Consider the following 16,494-nt stretch of genomic DNA (forward strand, 5'->3'; position numbering starts at 1 on the left):
GTGAAGCTCGAGATCCTGCACGAACTCAATACCGAGCGCGCCGCGCGCCGCGCGGTGATTTTGGTCACCGACACCGAGAGTGGTGAGCAGCGCCTGGTGAAGGCCAAGGATTTTGCCAAGGATCCATTAGGCGCCGAGCTCGACAAGCAGCTTCGCATGGGCAAAAGCGCCAGCGTCGAAGCCGGCGGCAAGAAGCTTTTCCTCAACGTCTATGCGCCGACCGCAAAGCTCGTCATCGTCGGCGCCGTCCATATCAGCCAGGCCCTGGCACCGTTGGCGCGCTCGCTCGGCTACGACGTCACCGTGGTCGATCCGCGCACGGCCTTTGCGAGCCCCGAGCGCTTCCCCGACGTTCCACTGGTCGCGGAATGGCCCGACACGGCGCTGCCGCTGCTCAACGTCGACGCCTACACGGCCTTCGTCGCGGTAACGCACGATCCCAAGATCGACGATCCCGCGCTGCTGCACGCCTTCGAGCGCAACTGCTTCTATATCGGCGCGCTCGGATCGCGGAAGACGCACGCCAAGCGCGGCGACCGGCTGCGGGCGCAAGGCGCCAAGGAGGCTGACATCGCGCGCATCCACGCGCCGATCGGGCTTCCGATCGGCGCGGTCTCGCCGTCCGAGATCGCGGTCTCGATCATGGCCGAGATCACGGCGGTGCTTCGCCTGCCGCCCAAAGAAAAAGAAGAAGCCGCATGAAGTTCGGCCCGGCGAGTCCCAGGGATGCGATCGGCGGGGTGACCGTCCACACCCTGCGCCAGGGACCGCTGGTGCTGAAAAAGGGCACGACGATCGGCCCGGCCGAGGTCGAGGCGCTGGAGCGCGCCGGCATCAAGGACGTTGTGGTGGTGCGGATGGAGGAGGGCGATGTCTCCGAGGACATCGCTGCCGCCAGCATCGCGCTCGCGGTCGGCGGCGAGGGCATCCATGTCGAGCGCGCCTTCACCGGCCGGGCCAATCTGTTCGCCGCGCAGCCAGGCGTGCTGGTGATCGATCGCGCCGCGGTGGACCGCATCAACAATATCGACGAGGCCATTACCTTTGCCACGCTCTCCGCCTACAAGCCGGTGGTCGAGGGCGAGATGGTCGGCACCGTCAAGATCATCCCGTTCGGCGTCAAAGGAAACTTGCGTGATGCCGCGGTGAAGGCCGCGGGTCGCGACGTTCTGAAGATCGCGCCTTACGTCATCAAGCGCGTCGGCGTGGTCTCGACGCTGCTGCCCGGCCTGTCCTCCAAGGTGATCGACAAGACGTTGCGGGTCACCGCCGAGCGGCTGGCGCCAGCCGGAGCCGGCATCATCGCGGAGCGGCGGGTTCCGCATGAGGAGCAGGCGCTGTCGGCTGCGATCAAGGAACTGCTGGGACTTGGCGCCGAGCTCGTGATCGTGTTCGGTGCATCCGCGATCGCCGACCGCCGCGACGTGATCCCTGCGGCCGTGACCGGCATCGGCGGCGAGATCGAGCATTTCGGCATGCCGGTGGATCCCGGCAACCTGCTGCTGATTGCCCGGGCCGGCGCCGTGCCGGTGCTGGGCGCGCCCGGCTGCGCGCGCTCGCCGGTCGAGAACGGCTTTGACTGGGTGCTGATGCGGCTGCTCGCGGGCATCAAGGTGACGCGGTCCGAGCTGATGGGCATGGGTGTTGGCGGCCTCCTGATGGAGATCGTCACGCGCCCGCAGCCGCGCGCAAAACCGGAGATCGAGGGCAACAACCAGGTCGCGGTCATCGTGCTCGCAGCAGGCCGCTCGACCCGGATGGGTGGGCCGAACAAGCTACTGGCCGAGCTCGATGGCAAGAAGCTGGTGCGAATAGCGACCGAGCAGGCGCTGGCCTCCAAGGCGTCCGAGGTGATCGTCGTCACCGGCCATCAGACCGAGCTGATCGAACAAGCCTTGCAGGGCCTGAAGGTGCGTTTTGTCAAAAATCCGGATTTTGCCGGCGGCATCGCAAGCTCGGTCAAGGCGGGCATCGCGGCCGTTCCCGAGGCGTCCGACGGCGCCGTGGTCTGCCTCGGCGACATGCCGCTGATCGACGCCGGCCTGATCGACCGTCTCATCGACGCGTTCGCACCGGACCGCGGCAATCTCATCGTCGTGCCCGTCAGCGAAGGTCGCCGCGGCAACCCTGTGCTGTGGTCGCGCCGCTTCTTCAAGGAGTTGATGACGCTCGACGGCGATGTCGGCGCGCGCCATCTGATCGCCAAGCACACCGAGGCCGTCGCCGAAGTGCCGGTCGACGGCGAGAGCGCCTTCCTCGACATCGACACGCCGCAGGCATTGGAAGCGGCACGGCGGGGATAGCGGTTCGTAGGGTAGGCAAAGGCGCGCAGCGCCGTGCCGACCATCCCTCGACACGGTGGTGTTTGATTGGTAGGCACGCGTCGCTTTGCCCACCTACCGCGCCGCCCAGGCCTCAATTCAACGCCCCGTTCACCATCTGGAAACAACCGCCGCTTACAGTCACCTTCACCTGCCTTGGGGGGAGGGGTTTTTCCATGGCTTCGAACGTCGTCGCGCGCCGTTGCGCGATGTTTTTCTTTGCGCTGTCCGTCTGCATCGCGAGCGCTCGCCATATCACGGATGCGCATGCCGCCGGTGCATTTGCGGTCGGCAAGTGCGGCGCTTACGGCCAGGCCTTTGATTATGGCGCCGAGCACGAAGCCCGTGCGGCGGCGCAGAAGCAGTGCAAGGGCGATTGCACGACCGTGACGATGAAGCGCGCCTGCGCCGCGATGTCGGTCGATCTTTCCAATCCCTGCGGCGCCTATGGCTATGCCGTCAAGCCGAAGATATCGACCACGCTCAATGCCGCCACGCGCGAATGCTACAAATACGGCGGCAAGGAATGCGTGATCCGCGCCTGGGCCTGCGACGCCAAGGGTTGATTCCTGTTGCAGTCATTCCGATCGTGCGTAGCATCGAATCCGGAATGACAGTCGGGGAGTTGCATGCAGTTCGATACCAAGATCGCCATCGTGATTCGTACCGATCTTCAAGCCTGGCAGAAGCTCAACGTCGCGGCCTTCCTCACCAGCGGCATCGCCGCGGCCTTTCCGGAATGCATCGGCGAGCCCTATGAGGACGCGTCGGGCACGAAATATCACGCGCTGATCGGTCAGCCGATCCTGATCTATGGGGCCGACGGTCCCGCATTGACGCGCGCGCTCGATCGGGCCCTGACGCGCAACGTCAAGCCGGCGGTCTATACCGAGGACATGTTCAAGACCACTCATGATGCGGCCAACCGCGAGGTGGTGAGGGCAGTGGCGCGCACCGATCTCGATCTCGTCGGTCTCGCGATGCGCGCGGAGCGCAAGGTGATCGACAAGATCGTCGACGGGTTGAAGTTTCATAGTTGACGTGAACGCGCGCGGTCTTGCGCGCGCTTCCACCTGCGATGCCTCACCCCGGCGGCATGCCCGCGAATTTGGGCAGGTCAGGGTCAAGACGATCCCAGTGATGTCCGCGCGCGGCGAAAGTGACCGCCTGCGGCTTGTAGCGGGCGGGCTCGTCGAGGCTTGCGGCGCGGATCGTGAAGACGTCGGGCTGTGCCGCGAAGGTCATGTACACAGGCACGCCGCACTGTGTGCAGAAACCGCGCGTCTTCACGTTGCCGCTGTTGGCGACCATGTCCCAATGCTTTGCCTCGCCCGTCACCGTGACGCCGTCGCGTGCGAATGTCATGTACGAGCCGTGGGCGCTGCCGCTTTCGCGCTGGCAGTCCCGGCACTGGCAGTGATTGCTGAACAGCGGCTCACCGGCAATCGAATAGCGGATCGCGCCGCAGGCGCAGCCGCCGGTATAGGGCTTGGTCATGCGATTACTCCTTACTTGTCTTCGCCGCTGATCTCGTCGAGCTGGCGGACGACCTTCTTCCAGCCGCCGCTCATGCCCGTGTAGGCCGATTCGTTCCTGGGCAAGACGAAGCCCGCATGAACCAGACGGATCCGCGTGCCGTCCTCGACCGGGGTGAGGGACCACGTCACGACGGTGTCGAGCGGCGCGCCGTAGCCAATGTTGCGCTCATCGCCGCCCTTCCAGGCGTAGACGAGGCGGCGGTTCGGCATGACTTCCAGGACCCGGCAATGGATGACACCATCCCATGCGCCGCCCGGCGTGGTCTGGTAGGTGAAAGTGTTGCCTTCGACGGCCTCGAAACCGGTCGGCGGCATCAGCCAGCGCGCGATCAGCTGGGCGCTGGTCAGCGCCTTCCAGATCGTCTCCGGCGCATGAGGGAGCACCTCGTCGATGACGATGTCTTTTGTCTCGGCTTTCAATTCAACAGCACTCACGGCTCGATCTCCTTCAAGAGGTCACGCAGGTTCTGGAAGCGCTCGCGCCAGAACACGCCGTAATGGTCCATCCAGGAGACCAGCGGTTCGAGGCCTTGCGGCGCGGCACGGTAATAGACGTTGCGGCCCTCGGCACGCTCGGCGACGAGGCCGGCCTGCTTGAGGGACTTCAAATGTTGCGAGATCGCGCCTTGCGTCACGCCACTTCCCCGCGTGAGTTCAGCGACGCTGATCTCCGTGCTCTCGAACACGCGTTCGAAGACGGCGCGTCGCGTCGGGTCCGCGAGGGCGCGCATGACGGTGGTAACCGGATTTGGGGCGGCTTCGATCATAGAATTAGATTAGCCGTCGCTAATGAATTAGTCAATACTAATTTGTGGACCAGATTGGGTCCGCAGCGATGTCTTGACTATGACTGACTGGTCAGTCATATCAGATAGATGACCAGGAAACCCGCCAAAGCCGCCACGCCGCCCGCAGCTCGCGCGAACGCGAAGGCCAATTCACACGCTGGCGAGGACGCGGTGCCCGCGTCGAGCCGTGCCACGCGCGCGGCGGAGCGGCGCGCGGCGATCGTGGATGCCGCGATGGAGGAATTCATCGCGCGGGGCTTTGCCGCGACGCGGCTCGACGACATCGCGAAGCGTGCGGGTGTCGCCAAGGGCACCATCTACCTGCACTTCAAGGACAAGGAATCGATGTTCGAGGAGCTGGTCCGGACGGTGATCGTGCCTGTCGTGACCCGGTTGACGGCATTGCCGCCACCGGCGGGCTCGGTGCGCGATCTGGTCGAGGCGTTTGCGAGTAACTTCCTGAAGGAGGTCATCGGCACCAGGCGCGGCGATCTCGTGCGCCTGATCGTGGCCGAGGGGCCGCGGTTTCCCTCCGTGGCCGACTTCTACTACCGCGAGGTCGTCTCGCGCGGCATCTCCGCCATGCGCGCCCTGATCGAGCTCGGCATCGCCCGCGGCGAGATCCGCCAGAAGAACCTGGCGCACTATCCGCAGATCCTGGTCGCACCCGCGATGATCGCGGTGATCTGGCAGAGCCTGTTTGCGCGGCACGCGCCGCTCGACGCGCAGGACATGCTGCGCGTTCATCTCGATTTGATTTTTGGCGAACGGAGCACGACATGAGGCCGTCGCAAGCAATTTCTGTACTCGCATTGATCGCGGTCCTCGCGACCGGGCTTGCCGGTTGTAAGGACAAGCGTGATCCCGGCTTCCAGGGCTGGGTCGAGGCTGACATGATCTTCGTTAGCCCAGACGAGGCGGGTCGCGTGACGAAGCTCAATGTCCGCGAGGGCGATCAGGTCAAGGTCGGCGATCACCTCTATTCCGTCGACGACGATCTCCAGCTTGCCGATCTCAATCAGAACAAGGCGACGCTGGCGAATGCGCAGCAAACCTACGATCGCGCGGCTTCGCTGAGCAAGACCGGCTCGGGCACGCAGGCCAATCTCGACTCGGCGGTCTCCGCCTTGCGCGTCGCCGAGGCACGGGTGGCGACCTCGGAGACGCGGATGGCGCGGCGCAAGGGCTTTGCGCCGGTCGCCGGTACCATCCAGCAGATCTATTTTCGCGAGGGCGAGATGGTGGCGGCGCAGCGGCCGGTGCTCTCGATCATGCCCCCCGGCAACATGAAGCTGCGCTTCTTCGTGCCGGAGACCGAGCTGCCGAAGCTTGCGATCGGCGATACGGTGCGGATCGCGTGCGACAATTGCGCCGCCGATCTCACCGCAAAGATCTATTTCATCGCAACCTCGGCCGAATACACGCCGCCTGTCATTTACAGCCTCGAGGAGCGCAACAAGCTCGTCTATCTGATCCAGGCGCGGCCTTCGCGTCCCGACGCCTTGCGCGTCGGACAGCCGATCGACGTCTATCTCAATCCAAAAACTCCGGTGGCGGACAAACGATGAGCGGCAATGGCATCGCGATCGACGTCAAGGGCCTGACCAAGTCGTTCGGCGGCCGGGAGGTCGTGCACGATCTGTCGATGCAGGTGAAACGCGGCTCGATCTACGGCTTCCTCGGGCCGAACGGCTCCGGCAAGACGACGACCATCCGCATCCTCTGCGGCCTGCTCACACCCGACAGCGGCGAGGGCACCTGCCTCGGCTACGACATCCTGAAGGACGCCGAAAAGATCAAGCGCCAGGTCGGCTACATGACCCAGCGGTTCAGCCTGTATCAGGACCTGTCGGTGCGCGAGAATCTCGAATTCGTCGCGCGGCTGTATGGCCTTGCCGACGCCCGCGGCGCCGCGCGCGACATGATCAAGCGGATCGGGCTCTCGGGGCGCGAGGAACAGCTCGCGGGCGAACTCTCCGGCGGCTGGAAGCAGCGGTTGGCGCTAGGTGCCTGCACATTGCCCAGTCCGAAACTGCTGCTGCTCGACGAGCCGACCGCCGGCGTCGATCCCAAAGCGCGGCGCGATTTCTGGAACGAGATTCATGCACTCGCGGCCGACGGTCTCACCGTGCTGGTCTCGACCCACTACATGGACGAGGCCGAGCGCTGTCACGAGATTGCTTATATCGCCTATGGCCATCTGCTCGTGCATGGCACCGTGGACGAGGTGATCGCGAAATCCGCGTTGACGACCTACACCGTGACGGGCGAGGACCTGAACGAGCTCACGGCTGCGCTCACCGGCAAGCCGGGAATCGACATGGTGGCGCCGTTCGGCACGTCGCTGCACGTCTCCGGCCGCGACGTCGCCGCGCTCGAGGCCCGCATCGCGCCGTGGCGCGAAAAAAGCGGACTGCATTGGCACAAATCATCGCCGTCACTGGAAGACGTGTTTATCGAATTGATGAGCCGTTCCAAGGACAATTTCCAATGAGCGCGGTCGATCATCCTGAACCCCAGCACGCGATCCGGGAGCGCTTCGGCTTCTGGAGGCGCTCCTATGCGATGCTGATCAAGGAGTTCATCCAGCTCAAGCGCGACCGCGTGTCATTTGCGATGATCGTGATGCTGCCTGTGATGCAGCTGCTCTTGTTCGGCTATGCCATCAACACCACGCCGCACAATCTGCCGAGCGCGGTGCTGCTTCAGGAGGATTCCGATCTCGCACGCTCGATCCTGAAGGCGCTGGAGAACACCGCCTATTTCCGCTTTCTCTACGAAGTCCACGACGTCGAAGATTTCGACAATCTCCTGAAATCCGGCAAGGTTCTGTTCGGCGTCGAGATCCCGCGCGGCTTCGAGCGGGCAGTGCGGCGCGGCGATAAGCCGGCGCTGCTGGTCGCGGCTGACGCCACCGATCCAGTGGCGGCGAGCGCGGCGATCGGCTCGCTCGGCATGGTCGTGCAGACCGCACTCAAGCACGATCTCTACATCGGAGATCCCCCGGAGATGCCGTTCGAGATCCGCGCGCACGCCCGCTACAACCCCGCCGCCGCGTCGAGCCTCAACATCGTGCCGGGCCTCGTCGGCACCATCCTGACCATGACCATGCTGATCTTCACCGCGCTCTCGGTCACGCGCGAGGTCGAGCGCGGCACGATGGAGAGCCTGCTGTCGATGCCGATCAAGCCGGTCGAGGTGATGTTCGGCAAGATCATTCCCTACGTGCTGGTCGGGTTCGTGCAGGCGTTCCTCATCATTGGCATCGGGGTCGGCCTGTTTGGCGTGCCGGTGCTCGGAAATCTGTTCCTGCTGGCGCTGCTCTCGGCGCTCTTCATCACGACCAATCTGGCGATCGGGTACACGATCTCGACGCTGGTGCAAAACCAGCTCCAGGCGATGCAGATGTCGATGATGTTCTTCCTGCCGAGCATCTTGCTGTCCGGATTCATGTTCCCGTTCGCCGGGATGCCGGCCTGGGCGCAATATGTCGGTGAGTGCCTGCCGCTGACGCATTATTTGCGCATCGTCCGCGCCATCATGCTGAAGGGTGCGAGCATGCAAAATTTGCGTTTCGACGCGTTGGCGCTGGCGGTCCTGATGCTGCTCGCCATGACCATCGCCGTGACGCGCTTCCGCCGCACGCTGGATTGAGGCAAGATGCCCCTGGAATCAAGGGGGCGGAATGGTCAGTTTTGCGAGCAGGAAGGCCCGGCAGCATGCCGTGATGTCCGAAGACTTCGAGCGCGAGCTGACGCGCGAGGTGCTGCGCACCGAGCTCGTGCGAGTGAGGGCGCTGATCACGACGGGCTGCGTCATCGTCGTGTTCCTCACCGCGATCTACCTCGTCAATTCCTCCGTGGTGCAGCGGGTCTGGCGGGGCACGGAGGGGCTTGCCGAGGTCTATGGTCTCCTGACCGGCTTCATCCTGTTCGAGGTCTGGGTCCACAGCCAGATCAGGCTAAACCTCAAGCTCGACCGCGATCTGCCGGTGATCCGGCGCTATATCGGCGCGCTGATCGAGACCTCGCTGCCGACCGTCATCCTGATCCTGCAGATCCGCAGCATGGGCGCGAGCCAGGCGCTCGGCTTCGTCGTGCCGCTGATCTATTTCATTTTCGTCATCCTCTCGACCCTGCGGCTCGACTTCTGGCTGTCCACCTTCACCGGCTTCGTCGCTGCGGGTGAGTTGCTCGCTGTGGCGCTGATCTTCGATCCCGCCAGCGGGAGCGGCGAGCCGCAGATCTATTTCCACGCGGTTCGAAGCACCATCATCCTGATCTGCGGCGTGCTTGCAGGCGCGGTCGGTGCGCAGCTCCGCCGCCAGTTCGCCGCAAGCATTGCCGCAGCGACCGCGCGCGACCGGGTGACCAACCTGTTCGGTCAGCACGTGTCGCCACAGGTCGTGGAGCGGCTGATGGCGGCGGGGACGAGCGTCGCCGGCGACCTCCGCCGCGTCGCCGTGATGTTCGTCGATTTCCGCGGCTTCACCGCCGGCGCGCAGTCGCGCACGCCGCAGGAGGTGGTCGACCGGCTCGACGGCGCCTTCGCCGTCCTGGTCGACATTCTCGACCGCGAGGGGGGCATCGTGAACAAGTTTTTGGGCGACGGCTTTCTGGCCCTGTTCGGCGCGCCGCTGGAGACCTCCGACGCCGCGCACCGCGCGGTCGCCGCGGGCCGCGAGATGCTGACCGCGATGGCGCGCATCAACGCGCAGACGAGCTGGCCGCTCAGAATCGGAATCGGCATCCATTTCGGCGAGGTCGTCGCCGGCAATATCGGCTCGCCCCGGCGCAAGGAATACACTGTCATCGGAGACACCGTGAACTTCGCCTCCCGGCTGGAGGCGCTGAACAAGGAGTTCGGCTCGCAGCTCTTGATCTCGGCGGCGGTCCGCGAGGCGCTGGGCGAGGACGGCGACGATGCGGTGTCGCTTGGGGAGGTCGAGGTGCGCGGCTATGAGCAGAAGGTGGCGGTGTTTCAACTGGGGTGAGGGCCGCCGCCTGCGCCTTCACTTGTGAGTCGCGTTTCGTTGAAGCGGCTCGCGTTTCGTTGAAGGCGCGTGATGAAATATCCTTGGTAGCTTTGGGTCTTGCACGGTGGAAGCCGAAAATCTCAGCTTCCCTTTGTTACCCGGAGAAAGCCAATGACTCGATCGATCCTTGTTGCAGCCGCCCTGATCGCCGCTGTCACGCAAAGCCAGGCCGCATCGGCGCGGGACAGCGTGCCGCGCCGCGCCGCAACTCACGTGGCGGCCGACTGCGTCAGGGCTCCGGCAGCAGGCGCGTATGCCTCTGCGCCTTACGCACAGCCGCCTTGCCTGCCCAACACGGCGTCCGCGTACTAACTCGCGGCAGAGACGAAGCCGGGCCGGTGAAGTCCGCCAGCCCGGCGTCGCGAACGCTGATGGCGGACTGCGCGGGATCTCGCGCTGGAGGCCGAGTAGATTCGGCGCCGTATCGCAACGGCGCGGCCGGCGAAGATTTTGCGAAGACGGCCTACCCGCTGCTGCGCAACGCGTACGGCCTCGATCGACTGCTCTGGGGCAGCGACTGGCCGCACACGCAGTTCGAGAAGGCGCAAAGCTACGCGAAGAACCGGCGATTTATCGATGGGCTGATCGTCGATCAGAGTGAACGCGCGCAAGTGCTCGCATCGCCACGTTCGCTCTGCCGCTTTTGATCCGTCTTCCGCGATTGCTCCGATTGCACTCTATTTGGGGCATGACGGGCGATGTCGCCGGCTTGTAGAGTGCCGGCGATGCAGCCGACCGAGGCTGCGCTTGCGTGAAGAGGAAGCGAAGATGCAGCGCCGCTACATCACCGTCGACGTGTTCACCGACCGCGCCTTCGGCGGCAACCAGCTCGCCGTGGTGCTGGATGCCGGCGGGCTCTCCACGCAGCAGATGCAGGCGATCGCGACCGAGTTCAACTATTCGGAGACGACCTTCGTACTGCCGCCGCGCGATAAGGCCAACGACGCCGAAGTGCGCATCTTCACGCCGGTGTTGGAGATCGCCTTTGCCGGTCATCCCAATGTCGGCACAGCCTTCGTGCTGGCGTCGCTGGCGAAGGAGCCGAAACCTCGCCTGCTGTTCGAGGAGAAGGCGGGGCTCGTGCCGGTCGAGATCGTGCGGGAGCAGGGCCGGGTGGTCAGAACGGAGCTGACCGCGCCGCAGCCGCTGGCGCGGTATGCGCCACTGTCACCTGCTGAAGCCGCGAGTTGCATCTCGCTCGGCGCGGATGACATCAAGACCGACAACCACGCAGCGCACGTCGTCACCGTCGGAAACGCGTTTCTCGTGCTGGAGCTGCATTCGCGCGAGGCGCTGAAGCGGGCCCGGCCGGATGCCGCGGCCTATGGCAAGATATTGCCACGCGATGGCGCCCGCTCGGTGTGGTTTTATACCCGTGACGTGCCCGCAGCGGAGGCGCCATGTGAGCGCCAGGCGCGCATGTTCATGCGCGGCGCCAGCGGCCTCACCGAGGATCCCGCGACCGGCAGCGCAACCGTCGCAGCCGCCGCGCTGTTCGCCGATCTCCATCCCAGGCGCGACGGCGAGTTGAGGCTCACGGTCGGCCAGGGCTTTGACATGGGCCGGCCCAGCATCCTGCAGACGCGCGTGCGCAAGCAGGACGGCAAGATCGTCTCCGCCCATGTCGGCGGCAGCTGCGTGCAGATGATGGAAGGGACGTTGAGGCTTGATGGGGAGGGTTAGCTCTCTACGCCTGCGCGGCCGAAGCCGCTTCGGCGACGCGAAGGCCCGGGCATCCACGTTCTTCGTGCTGCGTGGCAAGGCGTGGATGGCCGGGACAGGCCCGGCCATGACGGAGAGAGTCGTTCAGGCCTGCCGTCCCGCCAAATTCTTCACCGTTACCCCATCGCGCTCCTCGATGATCTCCGCGATCATCTGGCGGTGGCAATGGGTGTGGTCGCGCTCGTAGCAAAGCAGGCAGACGGGACCGGCTTTCTTCACCAGCGCCGAGAGCTCGTCCATCTGCTCCCTGGCCTCCGGCGTCTTCAGGTGCTTTGAGAAAACCTTCTCCAGTACATCGTATTGCCCGCTGCGGGCGGCGAGGCGGCCTTCCTTGGGCGTGCCGAGCGCTGCCAGATGGACATAGGCGATGCCGCGTTCATCGAGGCCTGCGGCGAGCTGCCTCTTGGAAAAGCCGGGCCGGCGCGATGACGTCACCGCGCGCACGTCGACGACGAGCTTGACGCCGGATTGCTCCAGCTCGTCGAGCACTGCCTTCGGCGGCGTCTGCTCATAGCCGATGGTGAAGAGCTTTTTTGCCTTTGCCATGAGACACCTTTAGCGAAATACCTCAGCTCACCCGTGCGATCAGTTCCATCGCGCCGGCTGGCGCGCGCACCTTGCCCTCGTGGATGACATAGGCGAACACGTCGCGCGGCTCCTTCTTCGGCTTGGCCTTGTCGACCTTCGGCAGGTCGTCGGGTTCGCTTCCCTCGGCCCAGTCCTGAAAGCGCTTGGCCCAGGCATCGAGCTGCTTCGGCGGATAGCAGGTCTTGATCTCGTCATTGCCCTTCTGCAGTCGCGCATAGACGAAATCGCCGGCGACGTCGGCGATCGCCGGATATTTGCCGTGCTCGGCGAACACGACGGGCGTCTCGAATTCGCGGATCAGCGCGACGAAATCCGACGTGCAGAAACTGTCGTGACGGACCTCGACGACGTGGCGCAGCGCGCGTCCCTCGAGCTTGCGCGGCAACAGCTCGAGGAATTTTCCGAAATCGGCGCCGTCGAATTTTTTGGTCGGCGCAAACTGCCACAGCACCGGCCCAAGATGATCGCCGAGTTCCAGCACGCCGGAATCATAGAAACGCTTGATGGAATCCCCGGCCTCGGCCAGCACGCGCCGGTTGGTGGCGAAGCGCGGCCCCTTCACCGAGAACACGAAACCATCAGGCACCTCGCTCGCCCATTTGCGAAAGCTCTCCGGTTTCTGCGAGCCGTAATAAGTCCCGTTGATCTCGATCGAGGTCAGCTTCGAGGCGGCGTAGGACAGCTCCTTGGCTTGCGTGAGCTTCTCCGGATAGAACACCCCGCGCCATGGCTCGAAGGTCCAGCCGCCGATGCCGATGAAGATGTTGCCGGATTTTTTGGACGCGGTTTTTGCTTTGGCCACGGGAGGATCTCGGATGCGGGAGGAGGGCCTCCATCCTAATCAAACCAGTTGTGATTGGCCAGTTGCGACGTCCCGTCTAAGCTCGCGATAGGATCTGCGAAAAAAGGAGAACAAGATGCGGATGCTGATGGTGGGAGCGGCGCTCGTCATGATGACATCTGCTGCCATGATATCTTCAGTTATGGCCGACGATGACGATGCCAAGGGTGCGCAGAAGCTCGCCACGCAGGGCCGCGACGATTATTGGCATTGCCTGGCGCGGGAATATTCGCGCGTCGGCAATCAGGGCCTGTCGGAACAGGATTTTGGCCGCTCCGTCGCCGGAGCCTGTCCGTCGGAGCGACAATACTACCGGGTGGCACTGCTCGATTATCTCACCACGCAATATCCGGATATTGATGCCGGCGCCCATCTCGCGACCGCGAACAGGGCGGTGGAGGCGGCGCAGAAGGACATCGTGACGGCCTTCGTCAAGCACAAGCCGCCGCAGAAATAGCCCATTGAACCGGTGCGTCCGACAAGCCCTTCCGGCAGCGCGCTCATCCATGGTATCACTGGGCGCATCTGGAACAGGGATGGGTTTCCATGTCGTCTGAGTCGGTGGGGGGCATTTTGGGCGCGATCGTCGCGGCGATCGTGCTTGCGATGGCCGTCGTCTTTGGGCCGATCGGCCAGTACGGCAAGCCGCCCAAACCTGCGAAGGCCGAGCCGGCCGGGGCTGCGGCGCCGGCGGCCCCTGCCGCGCCCGTGCCGCGAGGGCCGGTGATCAAGGAAGTCCCGAACCAGTAAGCGCGTGAAAAAGGCCTCTTCCGCCCCTTGTAAAGCGGCGTTACCGTTCCCATTTAGCTTCTAACGGCGACGTTGAGCGAAAAACTCCGGCGCTGGAACGACCTTGGAATAGCACAGGCTGCGCCGGATGTACGCGCGGCCCGCCGTTCCGGGGTCGTTGGCATTTTGGGCCCCTTTTGGGGCCGCCCCCCAGAGAAACCCTGGCTTGCTGGCGCAAGTTCTTGGCAGCACAGGACGCGGCGGATATACGCTGCCGTCATGAATGAAGCGATCAGACCGGGCTCCGACATCCCACAGAAGGCTTCGCCGGCGCCCGAATTGTCGGTCGTCGTCCCGACCTTCAACGAACGCGACAATGTCACGGTGCTGTACCGGCGGCTGGAGGCCGTGCTGGCCGGCATCGCCTGGGAGGTCGTGTTCGTCGACGATAATTCGCCTGATGGCACCTGGGACGTCGTGCGCGCGCTGGCCCAGCGCGATAGCCGCGTGCGCTGTGTCCGCCGTATCGGCCGCCGCGGCCTGTCGGGGGCCTGCATCGAGGGCATCCTAGCCTCCAGCGCGCCCTATGCGGCCGTGATCGACGCCGACCTCCAGCACGACGAGACGCAACTGCCGAAGATGCTGTCGCTGCTCGCGAGCGGGCAGGCCGAGCTCGTGGTCGGCAGCCGCTACATCGAGGGCTACAAGAGCGAAGGCTTCAACAAGCAGCGCGCCGGCGCCAGCGCGCTGGCAACGGAACTCGCCAGGAAAGCGCTGCGGGTCGAGATCGCCGATCCCATGAGCGGCTTCTTCATGGTTCGCCGCGACCGCTTCGAGCAGCTGGCGCCGAAACTTTCCGTGCACGGCTTCAAGATCCTGCTCGACCTCGTCGCAAGCGCTAACGGCACCTTGCGCGCCATCGAAATTCCCTACACGTTCGGCGAGCGCCAGCACGGCGAAAGCAAGCTCGATTCCATGGTCGCGCTGGATTTTCTCGGCCTCGTTCTGGCGAAGTTCACCAACGATGCTGTCTCGTTACGTTTCCTGCTGTTCGCGATGGTCGGCGGGATCGGCCTCGTGGTGCATCTCACCACCCTGTTCATATCGCTCGAGCTGTTCAAGGAGCCGTTCGCGGAAGCGCAGGCCTCCGGCGCCATCGTCGCGATGACCAGCAATTTCGTTCTCAACAACTTCCTCACCTATCGCGACCAGCGGCTGAAGGGCTTTGCGCTGCTGCGCGGCCTGATCGCGTTCTACATCGTGTGCAGCGTCGGCCTGCTGGCCAATGTCGGCGTCGCCTTCTCGGTCTACGACCAGGAGCCGATCTGGTGGCTTGCGGGTGCGGCCGGGGCGCTGATGGGCGTGGTGTGGAACTACGCGATGTCCGGACTGTTCGTCTGGCGCAAGAAATAGCTCACGATGGGCGGGGCTGATGCGCGGATCGTCCGCAATACCGCGCTGGTGATCCTTGCGCTGGTCGGCTTGCGGCTCGTCGCAGCCGCCGTCACGCCGATCACCTTCGACGAAGCCTATTACTGGATGTGGTCGCAGAACCTCGCTGGGGGATATTACGACCACCCGCCGATGGTTGCCTACGTCATCCGCGCCGGTACCCTGATCGCGGGCGACACCGAACTCGGCGTTCGCGTGGTCTCGATCCTGCTCGCGCTGCCGATGAGCTATGCGGTCTATCGCTCCGCCGCGATCCTGATCGGCGGCGCGCGGGTGGCCGCGACCAGCGCCATCCTGCTCAATGTAACGCTGCTGGCCTCGGTCGGCACGCTGATTGTCACGCCCGATGCGCCGCTTCTGGTTGCCTCCAGCTTCGTGCTGTTCTTTCTCGCCAAGGTGCTGGAGAGCGGCCGCGGCATCTGGTGGCTCGCGGTCGGCGCAGCCGTCGGTGCGGCGCTCCTGTCCAAATACACCGCGATGTTCTTCGGGCTGGCGATCCTGATCTGGATCGCTGCCGTGCCGAAACTGCGGCACTGGTTTCTCTCGCCCTGGCCGTATCTGGGCGGTTTCGTTGCGCTCGCGTTGTTCTCGCCGGTGATCCTCTGGAATGCCGATCATCAATGGGTCTCGTTCGCAAAGCAGCTCGGGCGCGCCAGGATCGAGGATTTTCGTCCGGTCTTCATCGCCGAGCTGATTCCGACGCAGATCGCGTTCGCAACCCCGCTGGTGTTCATCCTCGGCGCGATGGGGCTGCACGCGCTGACCTGGCGCCGGGCCGGCGCACTCGCCTCGCGCGTGCTGATCGAGACGATGTTCTGGACCATCGTCGCCTATTTCGTCTGGCATTCGCTGCATGCCCGCGTCGAGGCCAACTGGTTCGCGCCGGTCTATCCGCCTTTCGTCATCGCGGCGGCCGCCGCCGCCAATCTGGTGCAGTGGAAGCCGCGGCAGCGTCGCCTGGTGGATTTCTGCCTGCGCTGGGCCGCACCCACCGGCATCGTGATGTTTGCCGCGCTGATCGTGCAGGCCAATACCGGCTGGCTGTCCGGCTATCGCCGCGATGCGACCGTGCGTAGCGTCGGCGTCGGCTGGCGCGAGCTCGCTGCCGAAATCGAAGCGGTGCGAGCTCGCAATGGCGCGACCTGCGTGCTTGCCCCGGACTACGGCACGACGGGCTGGCTCGCCTTCTATCTGCCGCGCGGCAGCTGCGTGGCGCAGCAAAACCAGCGCATCCGCTGGGCCAACATGCCCGAGCCGGATCCAAAGCTGCTTGCGGGCAAACTGATCTATGTCGACGAGCTGCGCTCTGACGGCCATCCCGCCGTCCACGATCTCTTTGCCAAGGTGACGCAGGTCGCGCAATTGCAGCGCAAGCGCGGCCCGCTCGTGATCGAGACTTACAGCATCGATCTGCTCGAAGGCGCCAAGGGCGACGTGCTGGACCGCTCGCCGCCGCCGGAAGCGCGGTAGCTCTCCTCGG

Annotated in this window: 20 protein-coding genes; 15 read left to right on the forward strand and 5 right to left on the reverse strand. The window is 64.6% G+C overall.

Annotation, left to right across the window (positions count from 1 at the left end):
- From IVB07_RS14405 to IVB07_RS14420, 4 genes are all read left to right on the forward strand, one after another.
- Positions 1-702, forward strand: coding sequence for an XdhC family protein (locus tag IVB07_RS14405; protein ID WP_247361916.1), 702 nt, complete (start codon positions 1-3; stop codon positions 700-702).
- Positions 699-2,303, forward strand: coding sequence for a molybdopterin-binding/glycosyltransferase family 2 protein (locus IVB07_RS14410; RefSeq protein WP_018455587.1), 1,605 nt, complete (start codon positions 699-701; stop codon positions 2,301-2,303). Before IVB07_RS14405 ends, IVB07_RS14410 begins: the two co-directional genes overlap by 4 nt.
- A 194-nt stretch (positions 2,304-2,497) precedes the next feature.
- A complete protein-coding gene (locus IVB07_RS14415) occupies positions 2,498-2,887 on the forward strand; it encodes a DUF4189 domain-containing protein (RefSeq protein ID WP_085396102.1) in 390 nt (129 codons plus the stop codon).
- Positions 2,888-2,950: 63 nt separating this feature from the next.
- A complete protein-coding gene (locus IVB07_RS14420) occupies positions 2,951-3,361 on the forward strand; it encodes a DUF2000 family protein (protein WP_204511632.1) in 411 nt (136 codons plus the stop codon).
- A gap of 43 nt (positions 3,362-3,404) precedes the next feature.
- Here the strand turns inward: IVB07_RS14420 and IVB07_RS14425 are convergent, their stop codons facing one another.
- Genes IVB07_RS14425 through IVB07_RS14435 form a run of 3 tightly spaced genes read right to left on the reverse strand, consistent with a single transcriptional unit; the run spans position 3,405 to position 4,626 of the window.
- Positions 3,405-3,818 carry a GFA family protein gene (locus IVB07_RS14425; protein ID WP_018455590.1) on the reverse strand — a complete coding sequence of 138 codons (414 nt, stop codon included), beginning with the start codon at positions 3,816-3,818 and terminating at the stop codon, positions 3,405-3,407.
- Between the two features lie 11 nt (positions 3,819-3,829).
- Complete coding sequence (locus tag IVB07_RS14430) at positions 3,830-4,294, reverse strand: SRPBCC domain-containing protein (RefSeq protein ID WP_085351066.1); 465 nt, start codon at positions 4,292-4,294, stop codon at positions 3,830-3,832.
- Positions 4,291-4,626 (reverse strand): metalloregulator ArsR/SmtB family transcription factor, encoded by a 336-nt coding sequence (locus tag IVB07_RS14435; RefSeq protein ID WP_085361698.1) that lies wholly within the window; start codon positions 4,624-4,626, stop codon positions 4,291-4,293. The genes IVB07_RS14430 and IVB07_RS14435 overlap by 4 nt, the downstream gene beginning before the upstream one ends.
- 108 nt (positions 4,627-4,734) lie before the next feature.
- Between IVB07_RS14435 and IVB07_RS14440 the strand changes: the two genes are divergently transcribed.
- The 7 genes from IVB07_RS14440 (at position 4,735) to IVB07_RS14475 (ending at position 11,365) form a co-directional block, all read left to right on the forward strand.
- A complete protein-coding gene (locus IVB07_RS14440) occupies positions 4,735-5,430 on the forward strand; it encodes a TetR/AcrR family transcriptional regulator (RefSeq protein WP_085351068.1) in 696 nt (231 codons plus the stop codon).
- Complete coding sequence (locus IVB07_RS14445) at positions 5,427-6,215, forward strand: efflux RND transporter periplasmic adaptor subunit (RefSeq protein ID WP_085351069.1); 789 nt, start codon at positions 5,427-5,429, stop codon at positions 6,213-6,215. The genes IVB07_RS14440 and IVB07_RS14445 overlap by 4 nt, the downstream gene beginning before the upstream one ends.
- Entirely contained in the window at positions 6,212-7,141 is a 930-nt protein-coding gene (locus IVB07_RS14450; RefSeq protein ID WP_247337367.1) for an ABC transporter ATP-binding protein, read from the forward strand. Before IVB07_RS14445 ends, IVB07_RS14450 begins: the two co-directional genes overlap by 4 nt.
- Entirely contained in the window at positions 7,138-8,301 is a 1,164-nt protein-coding gene (locus tag IVB07_RS14455; protein WP_247337369.1) for an ABC transporter permease, read from the forward strand. Before IVB07_RS14450 ends, IVB07_RS14455 begins: the two co-directional genes overlap by 4 nt.
- A gap of 31 nt (positions 8,302-8,332) precedes the next feature.
- On the forward strand, positions 8,333-9,640 hold the full coding sequence (locus IVB07_RS14460) for an adenylate/guanylate cyclase domain-containing protein (RefSeq protein WP_247337371.1): 1,308 nt from the start codon (positions 8,333-8,335) through the stop codon (positions 9,638-9,640).
- Between the two features lie 380 nt (positions 9,641-10,020).
- On the forward strand, positions 10,021-10,329 hold the full coding sequence (locus IVB07_RS14470; protein ID WP_240550529.1) for an amidohydrolase family protein: 309 nt from the start codon (positions 10,021-10,023) through the stop codon (positions 10,327-10,329).
- Positions 10,330-10,450: 121 nt separating this feature from the next.
- Positions 10,451-11,365, forward strand: a complete 915-nt coding sequence (locus tag IVB07_RS14475) for a PhzF family phenazine biosynthesis protein (protein WP_247767727.1) — start codon at positions 10,451-10,453, stop codon at positions 11,363-11,365.
- A gap of 123 nt (positions 11,366-11,488) precedes the next feature.
- On the opposite strand, the gene IVB07_RS14480 is transcribed toward IVB07_RS14475, so the two are convergent.
- Together IVB07_RS14480 and IVB07_RS14485 are read right to left on the reverse strand one after the other, a co-directional pair.
- Positions 11,489-11,950: a DUF488 domain-containing protein gene (locus tag IVB07_RS14480; RefSeq protein ID WP_018455600.1), complete on the reverse strand. Its 462-nt coding sequence runs from the start codon at positions 11,948-11,950 to the stop codon at positions 11,489-11,491.
- 22 nt (positions 11,951-11,972) lie between these two features.
- Entirely contained in the window at positions 11,973-12,794 is an 822-nt protein-coding gene (locus tag IVB07_RS14485) for a DUF72 domain-containing protein (protein WP_085385045.1), read from the reverse strand.
- Positions 12,795-12,909: 115 nt separating this feature from the next.
- Between IVB07_RS14485 and IVB07_RS14490 the strand changes: the two genes are divergently transcribed.
- The 4 genes from IVB07_RS14490 to IVB07_RS14505 all read left to right on the forward strand — a co-directional run bounded on the left by IVB07_RS14490 (position 12,910) and on the right by IVB07_RS14505 (position 16,484).
- Positions 12,910-13,290, forward strand: coding sequence for a hypothetical protein (locus tag IVB07_RS14490; RefSeq protein WP_085351074.1), 381 nt, complete (start codon positions 12,910-12,912; stop codon positions 13,288-13,290).
- Positions 13,291-13,379: 89 nt separating this feature from the next.
- The gene (locus IVB07_RS14495; RefSeq protein WP_085351075.1) at positions 13,380-13,583 is read left to right on the forward strand and encodes a hypothetical protein; all 204 of its coding nucleotides are present in this window, start codon (positions 13,380-13,382) and stop codon (positions 13,581-13,583) included.
- A gap of 258 nt (positions 13,584-13,841) precedes the next feature.
- Positions 13,842-14,975, forward strand: coding sequence for a glycosyltransferase family 2 protein (locus tag IVB07_RS14500; RefSeq protein WP_085351076.1), 1,134 nt, complete (start codon positions 13,842-13,844; stop codon positions 14,973-14,975).
- 6 nt (positions 14,976-14,981) lie between these two features.
- Positions 14,982-16,484, forward strand: coding sequence for a glycosyltransferase family 39 protein (locus IVB07_RS14505; protein ID WP_204511628.1), 1,503 nt, complete (start codon positions 14,982-14,984; stop codon positions 16,482-16,484).
- Positions 16,485-16,494 lie beyond the last annotated feature (10 nt).

Source organism: Bradyrhizobium sp. 172, assembly GCF_023101065.1.
GTDB classification, from domain to species: Bacteria; Pseudomonadota; Alphaproteobacteria; order Rhizobiales; family Xanthobacteraceae; genus Bradyrhizobium; species Bradyrhizobium canariense_D.